At 71.1% G+C, this 16,201-nt stretch carries 19 protein-coding genes; 8 read left to right on the forward strand and 11 right to left on the reverse strand.

The window, feature by feature from the left end; genetic code table 11:
• Positions 1–116 precede the first annotated feature (116 nt).
• The gene (locus ABZT14_RS20830; protein WP_356304911.1) at positions 117–1,025 is read left to right on the forward strand and encodes an arginase family protein; all 909 of its coding nucleotides are present in this window, start codon (positions 117–119) and stop codon (positions 1,023–1,025) included.
• 782 nt (positions 1,026–1,807) lie between these two features.
• Positions 1,808–2,662 (forward strand): hypothetical protein, encoded by an 855-nt coding sequence (locus tag ABZT14_RS20835; RefSeq protein ID WP_356304913.1) that lies wholly within the window; start codon positions 1,808–1,810, stop codon positions 2,660–2,662.
• Positions 2,663–3,227: 565 nt separating this feature from the next.
• Here the strand turns inward: ABZT14_RS20835 and ABZT14_RS20840 are convergent.
• Positions 3,228–3,683: a VOC family protein gene (locus ABZT14_RS20840; protein WP_356304915.1), complete on the reverse strand. Its 456-nt coding sequence runs from the start codon at positions 3,681–3,683 to the stop codon at positions 3,228–3,230.
• 687 nt (positions 3,684–4,370) lie between these two features.
• On the opposite strand from ABZT14_RS20840, the gene ABZT14_RS20845 reads away from it, so the two are divergent.
• The 3 genes from ABZT14_RS20845 (at position 4,371) to ABZT14_RS20855 (ending at position 6,937) form a co-directional block, all read left to right on the forward strand.
• The gene (locus tag ABZT14_RS20845; protein WP_356304917.1) at positions 4,371–5,027 is read left to right on the forward strand and encodes a maleylpyruvate isomerase family mycothiol-dependent enzyme; all 657 of its coding nucleotides are present in this window, start codon (positions 4,371–4,373) and stop codon (positions 5,025–5,027) included.
• A gap of 355 nt (positions 5,028–5,382) precedes the next feature.
• Positions 5,383–5,907: a PadR family transcriptional regulator gene (locus ABZT14_RS20850; RefSeq protein ID WP_356304919.1), complete on the forward strand. Its 525-nt coding sequence runs from the start codon at positions 5,383–5,385 to the stop codon at positions 5,905–5,907.
• Entirely contained in the window at positions 5,900–6,937 is a 1,038-nt protein-coding gene (locus ABZT14_RS20855) for a BtrH N-terminal domain-containing protein (RefSeq protein ID WP_356304921.1), read from the forward strand. The genes ABZT14_RS20850 and ABZT14_RS20855 overlap by 8 nt, the downstream gene beginning before the upstream one ends.
• A gap of 468 nt (positions 6,938–7,405) precedes the next feature.
• On the opposite strand, the gene ABZT14_RS20860 is transcribed toward ABZT14_RS20855, so the two are convergent.
• The gene (locus ABZT14_RS20860) at positions 7,406–8,080 is read right to left on the reverse strand and encodes a hypothetical protein (protein WP_356304923.1); all 675 of its coding nucleotides are present in this window, start codon (positions 8,078–8,080) and stop codon (positions 7,406–7,408) included.
• 281 nt (positions 8,081–8,361) lie between these two features.
• On the reverse strand, positions 8,362–8,865 hold the full coding sequence (locus tag ABZT14_RS20865; RefSeq protein WP_356304925.1) for a hypothetical protein: 504 nt from the start codon (positions 8,863–8,865) through the stop codon (positions 8,362–8,364).
• Positions 8,866–8,993: 128 nt separating this feature from the next.
• Between ABZT14_RS20865 and ABZT14_RS20870 the strand changes: the two genes are divergently transcribed.
• Together ABZT14_RS20870 and ABZT14_RS20875 are read left to right on the forward strand one after the other, a co-directional pair.
• Complete coding sequence (locus tag ABZT14_RS20870) at positions 8,994–9,881, forward strand: hypothetical protein (RefSeq protein WP_356304927.1); 888 nt, start codon at positions 8,994–8,996, stop codon at positions 9,879–9,881.
• Positions 9,882–10,049: 168 nt separating this feature from the next.
• Positions 10,050–10,667, forward strand: coding sequence for a hypothetical protein (locus ABZT14_RS20875; RefSeq protein WP_356304929.1), 618 nt, complete (start codon positions 10,050–10,052; stop codon positions 10,665–10,667).
• A gap of 226 nt (positions 10,668–10,893) precedes the next feature.
• On the opposite strand, the gene ABZT14_RS20880 is transcribed toward ABZT14_RS20875, so the two are convergent.
• From ABZT14_RS20880 to ABZT14_RS20915, 8 genes are all read right to left on the reverse strand, one after another.
• On the reverse strand, positions 10,894–11,406 hold the full coding sequence (locus ABZT14_RS20880) for a cupin domain-containing protein (RefSeq protein ID WP_356304930.1): 513 nt from the start codon (positions 11,404–11,406) through the stop codon (positions 10,894–10,896).
• Positions 11,407–11,547: 141 nt separating this feature from the next.
• Positions 11,548–11,760: a DUF397 domain-containing protein gene (locus tag ABZT14_RS20885; protein WP_356304932.1), complete on the reverse strand. Its 213-nt coding sequence runs from the start codon at positions 11,758–11,760 to the stop codon at positions 11,548–11,550.
• A gap of 37 nt (positions 11,761–11,797) precedes the next feature.
• Positions 11,798–12,010: a DUF397 domain-containing protein gene (locus ABZT14_RS20890; RefSeq protein ID WP_356304934.1), complete on the reverse strand. Its 213-nt coding sequence runs from the start codon at positions 12,008–12,010 to the stop codon at positions 11,798–11,800.
• Positions 12,011–12,045: 35 nt separating this feature from the next.
• Positions 12,046–12,258 (reverse strand): DUF397 domain-containing protein, encoded by a 213-nt coding sequence (locus ABZT14_RS20895; RefSeq protein WP_356304936.1) that lies wholly within the window; start codon positions 12,256–12,258, stop codon positions 12,046–12,048.
• A gap of 37 nt (positions 12,259–12,295) precedes the next feature.
• A complete protein-coding gene (locus ABZT14_RS20900) occupies positions 12,296–12,508 on the reverse strand; it encodes a DUF397 domain-containing protein (RefSeq protein WP_356304938.1) in 213 nt (70 codons plus the stop codon).
• Positions 12,509–12,540: 32 nt separating this feature from the next.
• The gene (locus ABZT14_RS20905; RefSeq protein ID WP_356304940.1) at positions 12,541–12,753 is read right to left on the reverse strand and encodes a DUF397 domain-containing protein; all 213 of its coding nucleotides are present in this window, start codon (positions 12,751–12,753) and stop codon (positions 12,541–12,543) included.
• Positions 12,754–12,910: 157 nt separating this feature from the next.
• Positions 12,911–13,123 carry a DUF397 domain-containing protein gene (locus ABZT14_RS20910; protein ID WP_356304942.1) on the reverse strand — a complete coding sequence of 71 codons (213 nt, stop codon included), beginning with the start codon at positions 13,121–13,123 and terminating at the stop codon, positions 12,911–12,913.
• On the reverse strand, positions 13,120–13,959 hold the full coding sequence (locus tag ABZT14_RS20915) for a helix-turn-helix transcriptional regulator (protein ID WP_356304943.1): 840 nt from the start codon (positions 13,957–13,959) through the stop codon (positions 13,120–13,122). The genes ABZT14_RS20910 and ABZT14_RS20915 overlap by 4 nt, the downstream gene beginning before the upstream one ends.
• 839 nt (positions 13,960–14,798) lie before the next feature.
• On the opposite strand from ABZT14_RS20915, the gene ABZT14_RS20920 reads away from it, so the two are divergent.
• Positions 14,799–15,473: a hypothetical protein gene (locus ABZT14_RS20920; RefSeq protein WP_356304945.1), complete on the forward strand. Its 675-nt coding sequence runs from the start codon at positions 14,799–14,801 to the stop codon at positions 15,471–15,473.
• Positions 15,474–16,201: the final 728 nt, after the last annotated feature.

A 16,201-nucleotide genomic window follows, 5' to 3' on the forward strand; every position in this document is an offset into this window, starting at 1 on the left:
GACACCGGTGTGGGCGTCCGGGCCCGAGCGTGTACGCGTGGTGGCCCGAGGGGAGGCCAACTCGACGTCATCGCGGCGGACTTCGACGATCCAGGACGTTCTGCCACCATTGCGGCATGATCGCTCTCGTCTCCGCACCGACCAATCTCGGCTTGCGTCCACCGCAGACCGGTGCGGTTCCGGGCACCCACAAGGCCCCGGAAGCGCTGCGAGAAGCCGGCCTTCACGAGCGGCTCGCGCGTACGGGGGCGCGAGATGCCGGCGTCGTCCTCCCCGGGCGGTACGTCGATGACGACGCCACGCGAGGGCCGGGTCACGTACGCAACGAGCGGGCGATCGTCGCGCACTCCCGACTCCTCGCGGACCGGCTCGACGCGGTGTGGGATGCCGGTGACGCGCCGCTCGTCATCGGCGGCGACTGCAGTCTCCTCGTGGGTGCCGGACTCGCCCTGTCGCGTCGAGGGCGTGTGGGGCTGGTGCACGTCGATGGCCATACGGACTTCCGGCACCCCGGCAACAGCGACGAATGCGCGAGTGTCGCGGGCGAGGACCTCGCCGCCGCCGTCGGCCTGCACTGGGACGCGATCGCCGATGTCGACGGTTACCGGCCCTACTTCAGCCCCGATCGCACCGCCCATGTCGGACACCGGGACGACGATGAGGGAGCGGAGGAGGCGCGACGTCTACTCGGCCTCGTCGTCTCGTCCGCTGACGCCCTCGCCGAGCCTCCCGCGCGGCTCGCCCAACGCGTTCAGGCTGTTGTCGGCCGTGGGTACTGGCTACAGGTCGACGTCGATGTCCTGGACCCTGAGGTCATGCCCGCCGTGGACAGCCCGGACCCGGGCGGCTTTCCGGTGGACGGACTGGTCGCGCTCCTGGACCGGCTGGCTCCGGCCGCGCTCGGCGCTTCGGTCACGGTGTTCGACCCGGACCTGGACCCGGAAGGCCTGTATGCCCGTACCGTCGCCGAGGTCATCGTCCGTGGCCTGGGACGACTGGGCACCGCACTGGGGCGACCCGCCTAGGAACTCGGCCCGGCGGGGGCGTTGATCGCGAGCGTGAGCGGGTTGGCGAGCGTGGCCGCCTGGCCCATGGGCCAGGCGCCGGCACAACGGAGAAGAACCTCTACCTCTACGCCGAAGGACAGTGGTGCTCCCACCCCCGGTCGCCCCGTTCCACGAGAAAGGGTCAGGCCAGACACCGTCTGACCTGACCCTTGCCCGAGCCTCCTGCCGGAGTCGAACCGGCGACCCACGCATGACGAGTGCGTGACCTCGGCCTTGTCTGGCGACGGGTCGGCCCGTCCGCTGCCGTCTGTCGGGAAGGGGTGAGGGCACGGAGGGCGGATGGACGGATGCGGTATCAGCCGTTTTGTCTCTTCGGTCGGTTTTGGTGAACCGAATGGGGAAAGGTCGCCGAAGGCCAGCCGCGTAATCGTTCTTTATTGGTTTACGCCGGTGGAAGGAATTTTCAAGCGCGAGTGCTTCTCTTTCGTGGATACGGGTGGTTCTTACGGGGGCTGTTCCTGCTCGATACGCTCGTGTATCGTGCCGGCGGCGAGGTGAACTCGGTTGTCTCGGGCGGAATTCGGGGCGGCGGAGGGTGGGCGGAATTCCCTTCTCGCGCTCGTGGAAGAAGCGCCTGGGAGGTGCGGAAACCCCGAGGGTCGAGGTCGTCGAATTCTCAACGGAATCCCACGAGAGTGCGTTCCTAAAACAGTGGTCGAACGCCGCCCCCTCCGGGCGGTCATCGAATTCTCTCGCGTCGAGGCGGGGGCCGCCCTGCCATGTGAAGTGAAAGGACTCGGATGAAGGCCACTATCGGATACATCAAAGGGCTGGGGATAAGGAAGAAGGGCGCCACGGCCATCGTGGCCGGTTCGCTTGTCCTCGGTGTCGGGGCGACCACCGTGCTGACCACGCTGCCCGCGCAGGCGGGAAGCGAGCAGGTGAGAAGCGAGCGGGCGCACCGGGCCCACGCCGACAACCCGCTCGCCAACCTGGAGAAGGAGACCGAGAACCTCAACGGTCTGGTCAAGACCTTCCTCTCCGGCGCGAACGTCGCCCCGAAGGACGACGTCCAGATATCCAAGAAGAAGCTCACCACGCTCATCGCGGACCAGATCGCCAGCAAGGACCCCTCGCTGTCGCCCGAACTGGTCAAGAAGAGTGCCGCCGCGATCGGCGACCTCGCCGGCATCGCCGTGAAGCTCGACACGAGGCAACTCGCCCAACTCGGCGAGGGAGGCGCCCTCCTGGCGGCGGCCATCGCCGACATCGCCGCGAGCAGTGCCGCCAACCTGCCGCCCCGGTTGGAGAGCATCGCGAACGCGGTGAAGGGCGGGGGCATGGTCGGGGCGGCCACCCTGACCCTGCTCATCTCCGCGCTGCACATGTACGAGGCGAGCCCGAATCTGCCGCAGGTCGCCGACGTGCTCGACCTCCTGGACCCGGCCAGCAAGGACGGGGCCAAGATCTTCCGCGCTCTTCCCAAGGAGCTGCGGACGGCGGAGTTCAAGAGCGTGCTGCACACGTTCGCGGAGTTCGGTCGGACCCTGAACAGCGTGGACAAGTACGAACTCCTCGACCTGGGCAGGAAGATCGCCCTCCTGCTGGCCGGCCAGAACCCGACGGTCGGCGAGTCCGCGAAGTCGGAGAAGTAGCCCCCGCCACCCCGGTCCGAGGGCCACTCCGGCCCACGGTGGCACCCGGTCGTCCGTGGCGAGGGTTCCACGGGCGGCCGGCTCAGGGGACCTCGACGAGCCGGCCGTCCGCGTGTGGGGTTCGTGCCCACCGTGGCGGCATAGCCGTGAGCGGCGCGCCCTAGTGGTCGGGGACGTGGTGCCCAACGTGCCGTGGCATGGCATCCCCGGAGCGTGCCCTTGCTGGAAGGGGTACGGGTACCTGACTCGGCTCGTACCGGGGCCCGACGGCCACCCCGTATGACCCCGCCGCCACCGGCCGGGACCCGCGCGGGCCATGGAACCCGGGCCACGGTCCCGTAGTCCGGGGCCGCCCCCGGTGGCGGCCCGGCCCGGCCTACGGGTGACCCCAGGAGTGGGGCCAGGGCGACCACGAGCAACGGCACCCGGTCGGGGTGCGTGCCCAACCGCCCCCGTTCCCCCCGGGGTTGTCACCACCCGACACCACGGCCCCGCATCGGTCGCGAAGCGTCCGTACGGGTCGTGACCCGCGACGGACGGCTGAGGTCGTGCCGCTCCCGCGCCCTCAGACGACGTCGAACTCGTTGCCCTCCGGGTCCCGCATGGCGGTGGCGTAGAACCCCGCGTCGGGGTCGTCGTTGATCCGCAGCACGGTGGCGCCGGCTCGGACCAGCCGCTCCACGGTGTCCCTGACCCGCTGGGCGCGGACGTCCAGGGGAACGTCACGGCCTCCGCCCACCTTCAGGTCGAGGTGCCACCGGTTCTTGGTGGTCTTCGGTTCGGGAACCTGCTGGAACCACATCCGTGGTCCGCGCCCCTCGGGGTCGACGATCGATTCCGGCAGGTCCCCGGCGCTGTCCGGCAACTCCTCCTCGGGCACTCCCGTCGCCGCCCAGTAGGCGCGCCAGCTGGTGTGTCCGTCCGGCGGAGGCTCGGGCACGTAGCCCAGGGCCTCGGCCCAGAAGGCCACCATCCGCTGAGGATCGGAGCAGTCGATGGTCAGCTGCACGGTCATCTCCATCCGTGGAGCATTCCAGCCGGGTAGGACAGGCGCCCCCTTTCCCCACCGGGCCCGGGACGAGGCGGTACTCGGCCGGTTCTGGACAGGTCGCCCATCGGGAACCGCTCGGTTCCGACGGGTCGGCCCCGTTGGCGAGGCGGTACCGCGTACACCTCGGAATCGCCACCACCCCCGAGACCCATCGGAGGGAACTGGTCGCGCGTCTGGGGGAGTTGAGGGCGGGCGACCGTCGACCCGGGGCAGACCGAGGTGCCGTGGACGGTGACGGCTGACCCGGAGGGCAACGCGTTCCGGGACCTGGGCTGACCCGAGCCTTCTTCGGCGGGCCACCAAGTCACTCCGCTCGTGGTGGCCGTCCTCAGGAGCGCCTGAGGAGCCGTCGTACGGGAGAGGGGGCGCCCCTCCCTGTCGGCGGCGGTCTCCCCGGGCAGGAGCGTCAGCTCGGGTGTACCGCACCTGGCGCACACAGCACCGCGTCCGCCGGCGCGGTCAGCCCCCTCGCCCCGAGTGGTCAGACACGGCCGCCTCAGTCGCGAAAAACGCCCAGGTCGGCGATCGATCCCGTGCGAGGGCGGGACCCGTTTCGCTACCGGAAGGCCGCGCGGGGCTCGCTTACTCGTGCGTGGTCGATGAGTTTGGGCGGTGAGAGGGGTCTGATGGGGGACACCTGATCTCTGGAGGCGCCTCATGGCTGAACCGCACGTGCTGGAAACCCGCGAGGCTCTGGAACGGGCGATCCACGTCGAGCGAGCCGCGCTCGCGCGGGACCTCGCCGGGCTGAGCGAGGCCCAGTGGGCGAGAACGTCGCTGTGTGAACGCTGGACCGTGGAGGAGGTGGTGGCCCATCTGACGGCAGGTGCCCGTACGAGGATGTGGCGCTGGCTGCTGAGTATGGTGGCCGCGCGGTTCGACCCCGGTCTGCACAACGACCGACGGCTCGCGAAGCACCGTGGTGCCACACCCGAGGAGACCCTGCGGCGGTTCCGCGACGTCGTCGACGGGCACGCGGGGCCGACGGGACATACCGCGGCCTGGCTGGGCGAGATCGTCGTCCACGGCGAGGACATCCGTCGGCCACTGGGTCTGGTGCGGACACCCCCGGTGGCCACGACGACCGCCGTGGCCCGGTTCTTCGCCAGCCGGGATTTCACCGTGGCGAGCAGGACCGCCGTCGCGGGCCTGCGGATCGAGGCCACGGACGGACCGTTCACCACCGGCTCGGGTGACCTGCTCCGGGGGCCGACCCTCTCCCTGGTGATGGCCATGGCAGGCCGTGCGGCGGTCTGCGAGGACCTCGGGGGCGACGGCGCGGAGGTCCTTCGCGCCCGACTGCGCTCAGGTTGAGGTACGAGCCGAGGGGCTGAGCCCGGGAACAGGCTGAGCGGACCTCGCGCGGGGGACGCCCGTGGTACCGACCAGGGGTGAGCGTCCAGGGGAAAGTCGCCGGCCCCTCCCGGCCCCACGCCCCAACCCGCCCTCGTCCGGGGGCGGTTGGGGCGACTGCGGTCTCCTCGGCCCAGTTCATGGACATGTGGGGCCGGCTCCCTGGCGGGGGTGAACGGGCCGGACAGCGGCTCACCACCCTCGGGCGGGGGCACGTACCGGCATCGGTCCGCGTCGGCACCATCCGGCAGGGGACAGGGGGGAGGTTCCGGTTTCTGGCGGTGCCGCCCCGGACTTCTAGCACTAGAATAGTCGCGTGGAACTGACCCCCGCCGAACTGACCGTGCTGGGCCTGATCGTGGAGGAGCCCCGGCACGGCTACGACCTGGAGCAGGTGATCGAGCGGCGCGGTGTCCGGCGGTGGACGGACATCGGCTTCTCGTCGATCTACTACGTGCTGGCCAAACTGGAGAAGCGTGGCCTCGTCCGCGACGACGGCGACCGTACCGGTGGCTCGTCGAGGCGGGTGTTCCAGGCCACCGAGGAGGGCGAACGGGTCGCGGCGGACCAGGCCCTCGCGTTCATCGCCGACCTCCGGGCGGTCTCGCACCCGGTCCTGGTGGGGCTGGCCAACCTGCCGCTGATCTCGGAGCGGACCTACGACGAGGCCCTGCGCGGCCGGTTGAGGCGGGTCGAGGCCCGCATCGCGGAGGTGACGGAGGCCGAACGGTCGCAGGCCCCTCTGCCGCGTGCCGCGCGTGAGGTCTTCTCGTACTCCCTGAGCCTCCTGGAGGCGGAGAGGTCGTGGCTCGCCGAACGAGTCCGGTTGCCCGATGAGTGACAGGACCGAGTCGGATGCGCCCCTGGGGACGATCATCGACGGGCTCCCCACCTCCGGTGGTTCACACTGCGAGACCACGGCGCTGGGTGTGCTCCTGGCCCACGCCGGGCTGGAGTTGTCCGAACCCATGATCTTCGGGCTGGGGAGCGGGCTGTCCTTCGTCTACTGGGACTCCAAGCGGCAGGCGGTGCCGTTTCTGGGTGGCAGGGTGAAGCCCTTTGAGATCACCCGGAACCTGGCGCGGCGGCTGGGGTGGGAGCTGGACGTGCGGGAGACGACCTCCGCGCGAAGGGCCTGGGACCAGGTGCGTGCCCGGATCGACGAGGGGACGCCCGTAGGGCTGCAACTCGACAGTCACGACCTGGAGTACTTCGGCTCCCGGGTGCACTTCGCCGGTCACGTCGTCGCCCTGTACGGCTACGACCAGGAGCGGGCGTACCTGGTGGACACCGCGCGGCAGGGCGGGGCGGTGTCCACCAGTCTGGAGAGCCTGGCCCGAGCGCGAGCCGCGCGGGGTCCGATGGCCGCCCGCCACAGGTCCTTCACCGTGCGGGAGGCGGCCGGCACCGGTCCCGGGGAACTCGTCCCGGCCGTCGTCAGCGCGATCACCGAGTGCGCCGAGACCTTTCTGACCCCGCCGATCGCCAACCTCGGCAACCGTGGGGTCCGTACGGCCGCCCGGCGGCTACCGTCCTGGTTCGACCGGGTCGAGGACCCTGGTCGCGATCTCGCCCTCATCGCCATGTTGATGGAACACGCGGGCACCGGCGGGGCGCTGTTCCGTAACCTGTACCGGGACTTCCTGACCGAGTGTCAGGGGCTCCTCGAAGGGCGGCCGGGCGGGGTGCTCGTGGGTCGTGGCCGGGACCTCTTCGCCGAGTCCGCTCTGTTGTGGACGAGTGTCGCCGAGCGCGTCGAGTACGCGGGCGCCACCGGGAGACGGGAGTACCTGACGGAGGCGAGCCAGCTGCTGGAGGACATCGCGGAGCGGGAGACGGCGGCGATGACCGTACTGCGCTCGCTGGCGTAGCCCACGTCAGGTCGGCCCCGGCAGTGCCGGGAGAGCGGGTCGGCAAGGCGGGCGCCTCCGCCTTTCCGGCTCTGGCTGACACCGAGTGGCCGCGATACGTACGCGTCCGCCCTGACGGGGGAGGACGGGCACCTCATCTGGTCGCTCGCTGTCGGGGCCCTGGCTCGCGTCCCGACTCTGGCCAGGGGCGAGCGGGGCCCTCGACAGCGAGCGACGAGGAGCACGTGAGCGACGAGGAGCGGGTGAGCGCGCCGTCCGGTGACCGGCCCGTGGGCGGACGCCGGTCGACCGACGCCGAACCGACCGGCGAGCGGACCTGTCGAGAGCGAGCGGGGCACGGGGGAACGGCCCCGCGGTGACCGGCCGTTGGCGCTGTCCCCTCGGGGCAGGCCGTCCGGTCAGGCCGCCCGTCGAGTCGGGTCGGGGCCGGGCGCCTCCGACGGGGCGAACGGTCACGGTGGGCGCTGGTCAGCGGGGGTGCCGTCGGAACGCCGTGGCGACGAGGTCGCGGAGGTGGTCCCGTCGCTCCGGGGACAGCGCGGGGTCGTCGCACCAGCGCGTGAAGTAGGTGTCGGGGGTGAACTCCTCACCCAGGAGGTACACCGACGCCGCGACGGTGGGTTCCTCGGTCGGTTCGATCCCCTCCCAGGCACAGGCCGCGAGCACCCCCTCGGCGGCGTGCCGCCAGCGCTGGCCGTCGTACCAGAACACCCCGGTCGCGGCGAGCAGGCGACGGCCGGTGTCCGGGTCGGTCAGGGTGAGGTCGGGGTAGCGGTCGCCGGAGTCCTGGCCCGGCACCTCGGTCATCCGCAACAGGTCCGAGGGCACGCCCTGGAGCATGGCCCGCAGGTACGGGTGGTCCTCGTCACCGAAACCGATGTTGAGCTGGTGGTCGGCCTCGAAGGTGACCAGCAGGGCACGTCCGTCGTCGGTGACATAGACGTACAGCGAGGTGCCACCGCTGTCGTTCCAGGCGTAACGGGTTCCGCCGGGCAGCCGGTAGCGGCGGGTGACCTGGGAGCACGACGCGGCCGTACCGGTCAGTTCGGTCACGATCGCCATCCGTCGGCGCAGCTCCTCCAACGGCAGTGCGTCGAGGGCGGTGAGTTCGTCGTCGAGGGTGGCGCCGTGCTCGGGAAGCATCGCGACATCGTAGGTCCGCCACCGGGCGATGGCGACGGCGACGGCGTCGTCCAGGGGCGCGGCCCTTCGTGGGCGGGTCGGGGACCGCCGACGCCGGGCCAACGGCAGGGGGCTCGACCGGGGTGGGCCCGGGCCGGCCGCCTCGGTGCCCGTGACCGCCCCTCAGGAACCGGACCCCTGGTCACCGGACCCACGGAAACCGGACCCCCAGGAGCGGGCCCCCGGAAACCGGCCACCCGGAAACCGGACCCCGGAAGTCGGCCACCCGGGAACCCGGAGCCTCAGGAGGTGGCCCGCTCGGGGGAGGGCGCGAGGGGGTCCTCACAGTCGAGCACCATGCGGACCAGGTCGTCGCGGAAGTGCGCGCGCCCGGTCTCCGGCAGGTACCGGACCGGGACGACACCCAGGGCGTCGAGCACCTCCTCGCACTCCTCCCGCTCGCTGAACCTCTCCAGGGACAGCCGCTCGCCGTTCGGGCGGAGCGCGCCGGTGGTGGCGTAGTAGGGGGTGCCGCCCTCGTCCGTGTCGGTCACGCGCAGCGGCCCGATCCGCGCCATGCCGTCCCGCCCGTACCGCGTCCACTCGTCGGGCCCCTGGGAGAACGCCGCTCTCAGCGACACCCAGACCCAGGGCAGGCAGAGGGTGAGGAACACGAAGGACGAGGCGTAGTTGCGGGCGTACGGGGCGAGGAGCGCGGTCAGCACGGCGGACAGGACGAACAGCCCCAGACCGACGCGCGAGAACCATCTGAGCGACGGACTCTCCCGAACTCGCCTACTGTCCACGGCGGTTACGCCTCCCCGAAATTCTGGTGTGGGGATGACGGTAACCCCGTGGTGGGCGAAGATGAAGACCGCGATCACGCTGCCGCGTGCCGAGGGTGCGCGGAGCTTCAGGGGGGGAGGGTCGAACGGTGGTTCCTCGCTATCGACGGCACGTCGCGCGCACGTCTCTCACCGGGGGGCTGGCCCTCGCCACGGTGGGGTTGTGCTGCTACTACGGCACGCTGCTGATGCCGACCATCGAGTGGACGCGGACCAGCGACGGGGGTTGGTCCTCCGACGACGGCGCGCTGCTCCTGCTTCCCCTCGCCGTGATCGTCGGGGGACTGTTCACGTGCCTGGCCTGGGGCGCGCTGCGCCGCACCGCCGTGTACGTGACGGTCGCGTGCGGGGCGACGGGCGCCACGTGGGGGTGGTACGGCAGCGTGGGTGACTACGACATCCCGCTCCCCGAGGTCGCCGGCGCGGTCCTGGTGGCCGGCGTGGTCGCGGTCGGGGCGCTGGTCCTGTGCTGGTGGAGCCTGGTCGACCTGCGCCGTTTCTACGGGCATCCGCGTCGTGGCCGTGACCGGGAGGTCGCGGTCGCCCGGGGGTACGGGTGGGAGCGGGGGCCCGACGGTGGGGGTACGGCCGTGATCGCCTTCCGTGACCGGAGCGGCACCCGGCACGACGTACCGGCGCCGCTCCCGTACGAGTTGCGGTACCGCCCGCTGGTCGCCGTGTACGACCGGGGAACCCCCGACGACCCGGCACGGTTGCGGGCGGGGGCCCTCTTCGTACCGGACGAGAGGCGTTTCGAGGTGTGGCGTCAGCTCAAGACCGAGTTCCCCGCGCCCGGGGACGACGAGTTGTGGGAGGACCTGTACTCCAGGGACCCCGGTATCGACCTCTCCGCCCGGCTGCGCCGGCTGAGCGAACGGCGTCGGAGCGGGGACCTCACGGCGGAGGAGTTCCAGGCGGCCAAGTGGGGGGCGTTGGAGGAGCACATCGCCAGCCGACGCGGCGCGCGGCCCAGTTGAGGGCCCAGGGGCTGCTCCGGCCTGGTGACCGGGAAGGGCCGGGGGCCCGGGAACCCGCACTCGGGCCGGGCGGGATGCCGGCGGCGGCGGGGTACGTAGGCTGGTCGGTGGCCGAGGGGCCGACCGTGGGGGCCCGGACGGGGGTTGGCCCAGGGGGAGGGGGTACGGGTGTTCTCTTCGACGTCCGCGCTGACGGACCGCGCGACCGAGGTGGCGCGTGCGGAGGCGCTGGGGGAGTGGTCGGACTCGTTCGCGGTCAACTCGCGTCGTGAGTCGGCCCTGTTGGTCCCGGGTCTCCTGCTCGTGGTGATCTGTGTGGTGGGCGGCTACTTCCTGTTGGGGACCGACGCGGTGCCCTTGGCGGGCCGGATCGTGTTCGCGTTGATGGGGCTGGCGTTCTTCGGGATCGCGTGCGCGATGGCCTGGGCCGGGCTGTTGTACGCCCTGTCCGGGCGCTGTCTGCTGCACCGGTTCGTGCGGGGGTTCGTGCTGGAACGTACCCGGGGCGCGGTGCGTGCCGCGCGGTACGAGGCGGTGGCCGCCCAGCTCTTCACGTACACCGAGCCGGGCGACTCGACCGGCTCCCCGGTCGACCACGTGGTTCTGCGCCTGACCTTCGGCGACGGCACCGTGGCGGCGATGGCCGAGCCCCACTACGGATCGGCGGAGGCGCTGGTCGAACTCGGCGAACGGTGCGGTGCCGGGGAGCCGACAACGCTGAGCCAACTCGACGCGCGCTACATGCTCCAGGTGGAGTCCTGGCAGGTACGCGGCCGAACTGACTGAACGCCTCCGACGTGGCCCGACTCCCCTCCCCGGTCGACCGGTTGACGCTTCCGTACCGCGACCCACGGGCCCGTACGGGGAAGCGTCACCGGCCACCGCCGCCACCCGGCCCTCGCGGTGGGGGCACACCCGGGCGGCTGCACCGGTCCGGTGGGGCCGCGCCCTGGCCGGCCCCTCCCCGGTGGTGCGGGCGGGGTGGGGGCGACAGTCCCGCGACGGCCCCGCACTACTCCTGTCCTGACTCGGTGTCCTCCACGAAGTCCTCCACGAAGTAGCTGTCATGGCGGATGCGGAACTGCCTGAGGTCTTCGCCGCCCTGTCGCGCCATCTCACCGACCCGCTCGAAGTACTCCTCGCGTGGGGCGCCCGGGGAGAAGAGCATGAGCATGGACATGGGCTCGTCGGTGACGTTCCTGAAGGCGTGCAGGCCCCCGACCGGTACGTACAGGAAGTCGCCCGCGCGGCCGGTAACCCACTTCTCGCCGTTGTACAGCTCCAGTTCGCCGGAGAGGACGTAGAAGGATTCCGACATCGCCTTGTGGAAGTGGGTCTTGGCCCCAGCGGACCTCGCGCCCAACTCCACCTTGTACAGGCCGAATTCGCCGCCGGTTGACTCGTTGGTGGCGAGGTAACGGGTGGTGGCGCCGGGCGCGGAGATGTCCGGTGGGCTGTCGGCCGGGCGGAAGACCGCGTTCACTTCGCCCTTGTCTCCGTGGTAGCGGTCTCGCGGGTACGACATGGTGCGCTCCTCCTTGGCCGGACTCCACCTGCATGGTGGCCCTCACGTCGGGAGGGGCGCATCGGACCTTCGGGCGACCTGGGGCGGGTTCGGGGCTGAGGGCCGGAGACCTAGCACCGTGGTGCCAGCCGTGGTGGCCGTTCAGGTGGTGAACGTCCCTCCCCGGACGCCGGTGAGGAAGGAGCGGTAGGCGGTGGTGGGGAGGTTCAGGGTGGGGCCGCCCGGGTTCTTGGTGTCGCGTACGGGGATGGTGCCGTGGGTGTGGGCGAGGTTGGTGGCGACTTCCACGCACTGGCCGCCGTTGTCGCTGTAGGAGGAGGTGAACCAGCGGGGAGTTTCGGTGGGGAGTGTCAACTGAGCGCCTTTCGTGAGGAGTTGGGTTGGGTGCTGGTCAGGGGGTGAACGTCCCTCCCCGGACGCCGGTGAGGAAGGTGCGGTAGGTGGTGGTGGGGAGGTGGAGTGTGGGGCCGTGGGGGTTTTTGGTGTCGCGTACGGGGACGACGTCGTGGGTGGTGGCGAGGTTGGTGGCGACCTCGACGCAGTTGCCGCCGTTGTTGCTGTGGGAGGAGGTGAACCAGTGGGGGGTGTCGGTGGGGAGCGTCAACTCTGCCTTTCGTGAGGGGTTGGGTTGGGTGCTGGTCAGGGGGTGGGGGTGCCTGTCTTGAGGCTGGTGAGGAAGGTGCGGTAGGTGGTGGTGGGGAGGTGGAGTGTGGGGCCGTGGGGGTTTTTGGTGTCGCGGATGGGGATGGTGCCGTGGGTGTGGGCGAGGTTGGTGGCGACCTCGACGCAGGCGCCGCCGTTGTCACTGTGGGAGGAGGTGAACCAGTGGGGGGTGTCGGTGGGGAGTGTCAACTGACTGCCTTTCGTGAGGAGTTGGGTTGGGTGCTGGTCAGGGGGTGAACGTCCCTCCCCGGACGCCGGTGAGGAAGGTGCGGTAGGTGGTGGTGGGGAGGTTCAGGGTGGGGCCGCCGGGGTTCTTGGTGTCGCGTACGGGGATGGTGCCGTGGGTGTGGGCGAGGTTGGTGGCGACTTCCACGCAGTCGCCCCCGTTGTCGCTGTAGGAGGAGGTGAACCAGTGGGGGGTGTCGGTGGGGTGTGTCATCTGGGCTCCTTCCACGGGGGGTTGGGTGCTGGTCAGGGGGTGGGGGTGCCTGTCTTGAGGCTGGTGAGGAAGGTGCGGTAGGTGGTGGTGGGGAGGTTCAGGGTGGGGCCGCCCGGGTTCTTGGTGTCGCGTACGGGGACGACGCCGTGGGTGTGGGCGAGGTTGGTGGCGACTTCCACGCAGTTGCCGCCGTTGTCGCTGTAGGAGGAGGTGAACCAGTGGGGAGCTTCGTTCGGGACCGTCATCGGGCCGCCTCTCGTGGGGAGTTGGGTTGTGGGGAGGCTGGACTGTACGGAGGGTGGTTAAACGTGTACGGGCCGCCGCGAACCGTGCGCGGGCATGACGAAGCCCCCTCGCCGGTGGTGGGGAGGGGGCTTCGCGGAGCTGGGAGCTGGGGCCGGTTCAGCCGGTGAAGGTGCCCGTCCTGACGCCCGCGACGAAGGTGCGGAAGGTGTCGGTGGGCAGGTTCAGGGTGGGGCCGCCGGGGTTCTTGGAGTCGCGAACCGGTACGACGCCCTGGGTGCTGGCGAGGTTGGCGGCGACCTCCACGCAGGCACCGCCGTTGTTGCTGTAGGAGGAGGTGAACCAGCGGGGGGACTCGGTCGGGAGCGTCACGGGGTGCCCTTTCGTACCTCTTCGATCATGGCTACCGAGGCCGCTTGGGAGAGCGCTTCGGCCTGTAGCTGATGGTAATCCGAGAGCAGCGGAAGTACCGAAGCGGTATCGCGTTCCAGATACCCCTGGATCTGGGACTCCGAGTAGGCGACCACCGACAGGTCCGACATCGTGAGCAAGTACAACGGAAGATCGAACGGGCGCAGCTCCCCCATCTCGAACGGGGCGATCTGGAGCACGGTGTTGGGGCGCTGGGCGAACTCCAGCAGCGCGTCCATCTGGGCGCTCATGACCTCCGGCCCACCCACCTGTCTGCGCACGCAGCTCTCGTCCATCACCACCAGCATGGTGGGAGGACGGGAGCGCACCAGGGCCCCCTGTCGCTCCGCCAGGAAGGACACGCGTTCGGCCGCCTGGTCCGGGGTGATCGCCCCTCGGCGTACGGCGCTCTCCGCCAACACCCGTGCGTACTCCGGTGTCTGGAGCAGTCCGGGCACGATCCCGATCTCGTACAGCCGGACCTCGACCGCCCGGCCCTCCCGCCCCACGTACTCCGGGAAGCCTTCCAGCAGACTGCCGTGCCGGATGTCGCGCCACTCCTGCTCGAAGGAGTCCGAGCCGTCGCTGGTGCCGAAAGCCCGATCAACCCGACGGGAGAAGGGCAGGGTTGGCGGTTTGCGACCAGTTTCCACGGCCGAAATATGCTGACTGGAATATTCCGTCTGCTCGGCTAACGTCTCCTGGTTCCAGCCACGATCCTCTCGGAAGCGCCTCATACGGGCACCGAACGCGGCCTGCGGGCTCGCCTCGGGGTTCAGCTCCTTGCGGTTGACCATGCCGCACCCAACTCTTTCTTCGGAACTGGTTAGTTGAAGGGTTTTCCACACTAGGCCACGCTAGGACCCCTTGGTAGCGAAACCGCTACGGAGAGGAGCGGCCATGCCTGCTGTCTACCACGAGTCAGCCCACGAGGCATCGCCCCGTGAGTGCGCGACCGACGAACGCACGGGCCGTACCGGGGAGTTGATGGAGCGTGGGCCGGTACGCGTATGGCTCCGCCCCGTGGGAGGAGGCCGGGAATGGGAGGTGCCCGTGGAACACCTGCGGAGCAAGTCCCGGTGCCTGGGGCGCAGTTGAGGGGCGCGCGGGTGCCCCGTACGCGCCGGGGCCAGGTGAGATGCCGGCCGTCTGACGCCGTCGCTCGGCCCGGGGCGCGCGGGTGTTGTCCCGAACCCGCCGGGGCGAACCCGGCCGGGCTCGCGGGTGATCACCGGATACGTCGCCCACTCCGGCCAGCCGTCCCGGTCACCGGACGGCTGTCGTACCGCCCGGGGTGCTCAGCATCCCCCGGCCACCGCCCTGTGGGGCGACCGGTCGGAAGACGGCCGGCCCCACGGAACCCGGTCGACGGCGGCGGCCCCACGGTCACGGGACCCCTCGCCGGGAGGGGACCGGTCCGGGCGGCGCCTCCGGGCGCTGCGGTGACCGCTCACCCCGCGGGCCTGACCACGGTGAGCACGGCGGCCCGTGAGCACTGTGAGTACGGCGACCACTGTGAGCACGACGGCGACCCCCACGGGCCGCCGCTGAACCGCCGCCTCCGGCGGGGCGCACTCCCTGCCAGGAAACCCCCGCCGGAGGCGGCACCCATCCCTGAGAGAGAGGTATGTCCAGCATGACAGTTGCGACAGACGCGTCAACTCGCCGTTCGGCCGGGGTTGTTGAGCACCAGGGCCAGCCGGGGACGCCCCTGGTGGACGAGCTGCTGTGCTCGTTCACCCGCGCCCAGCTCACCCTTGAGGTGGTCACCTCCGCCATCGAGGACGACGAGACGCACCGGAGCGTCGCGTGGGTCACCGAGGAACTGGCGCGCGGCACCGATCGGCTGCGGGGGACCGTACTCGCCTCGGTCGAGGGCGAGGGGCCGTTCCGGGAACGTGAATGGGGGCTGGTGACCCGGATGTACCTCTACGCCCGCCTCGCCGTGGCCGCCCAGACCTGGCGTGAGGTGGCACGGGTCGCCGACGACGAGTCCGTGGAGTCCCTGTTGCTGCACCTCGACGACCGTGTCTGGTCGGGCACCGTGGCCCTGAGGGAAGCGGGGGAAGTGCCGCCGCCCGCCACCCCGACGGTACGCGGGGTGGACGTGCCCTGGACCCGGGAGCCGGGGTGCGAGGGGGGCCAGGAGTTCTGGTCGGTGCTGTGCCGGTACGCGGGGCACCGGCTGGTCTTCCAGACGGTCAGTGCCTCCCTGTTCCGGTTCGGCGCCGCCCCCGCCGTACTCTCCCGACTCGGTGCGGTACCCGAAGGGATGCGTCAGGCCCTCACCGAACTCCGAGCCACCTGCTGACAGTTGGGGGTTCTGGTTCGGGGTGGCGCGCTGTGGGGCCGGGGTCGGGGGTGTGGGCCCCCGGCCCTCGGCGGGGGTGGGGTGGTGGCGACCTGGCGCCGGCCCCAGGGGGCTCGGTGGGGGCAATGGCCGTTGGGGGCCCTGGCGCCGGGTGGGGCGTGGTGGGGGTTCCGGGTGTGGCGTCCTGGGCGGGTCGGGCGGTGCCCGGAACAGGGTGGCGCGGGGCGGTTCGCGGGTGGGTCGCGGTGCACGCCGGGGTGGGGGACCGGGTGCCCCGTGTGCGGAAGGGGCACCCCGAGGTGCGGTGAACTCCGCGTTCGGGCAAGCGAGTTGATGACCACGTGGTCTGTGCGTGGCCTGTGCGCGGGAGCACGCCTCCACCAACTGCGGGCACCGTGCGTCGGTGCGGGGCCGGACCCACGCCCGCGTTGTGGGGACGGCGACCGTGTCACGGGCCGTCGTCGGGCCTCGTACACCCGGGGCCTCCGAGGACGGCGGCGAGCATCCGTCGGGCGCCGTCCCGCCCCTATCCGCCTGATCGCGTCGACCTGACCTCTGGTGGGCGTGGGGCTGTAGCCGTCGACCACGCTGAGCGCGGGGTGCCCAGCCCCCCCCGTGCCGCGACGGGGATGGTGCCCTGCACGGTGCACGGTGGGCCCTCCGGGTGCGCTGCCGACGGGTGATCCATGCGGTGGGGGACGTACGCGCGGGGGCGAGCCCCGTCGGCG

Origin of the sequence: Streptomyces sp. NPDC005438 (genome assembly GCF_040606315.1) — a bacterium.
GTDB lineage: Bacteria > Actinomycetota > Actinomycetes > Streptomycetales > Streptomycetaceae > Streptomyces.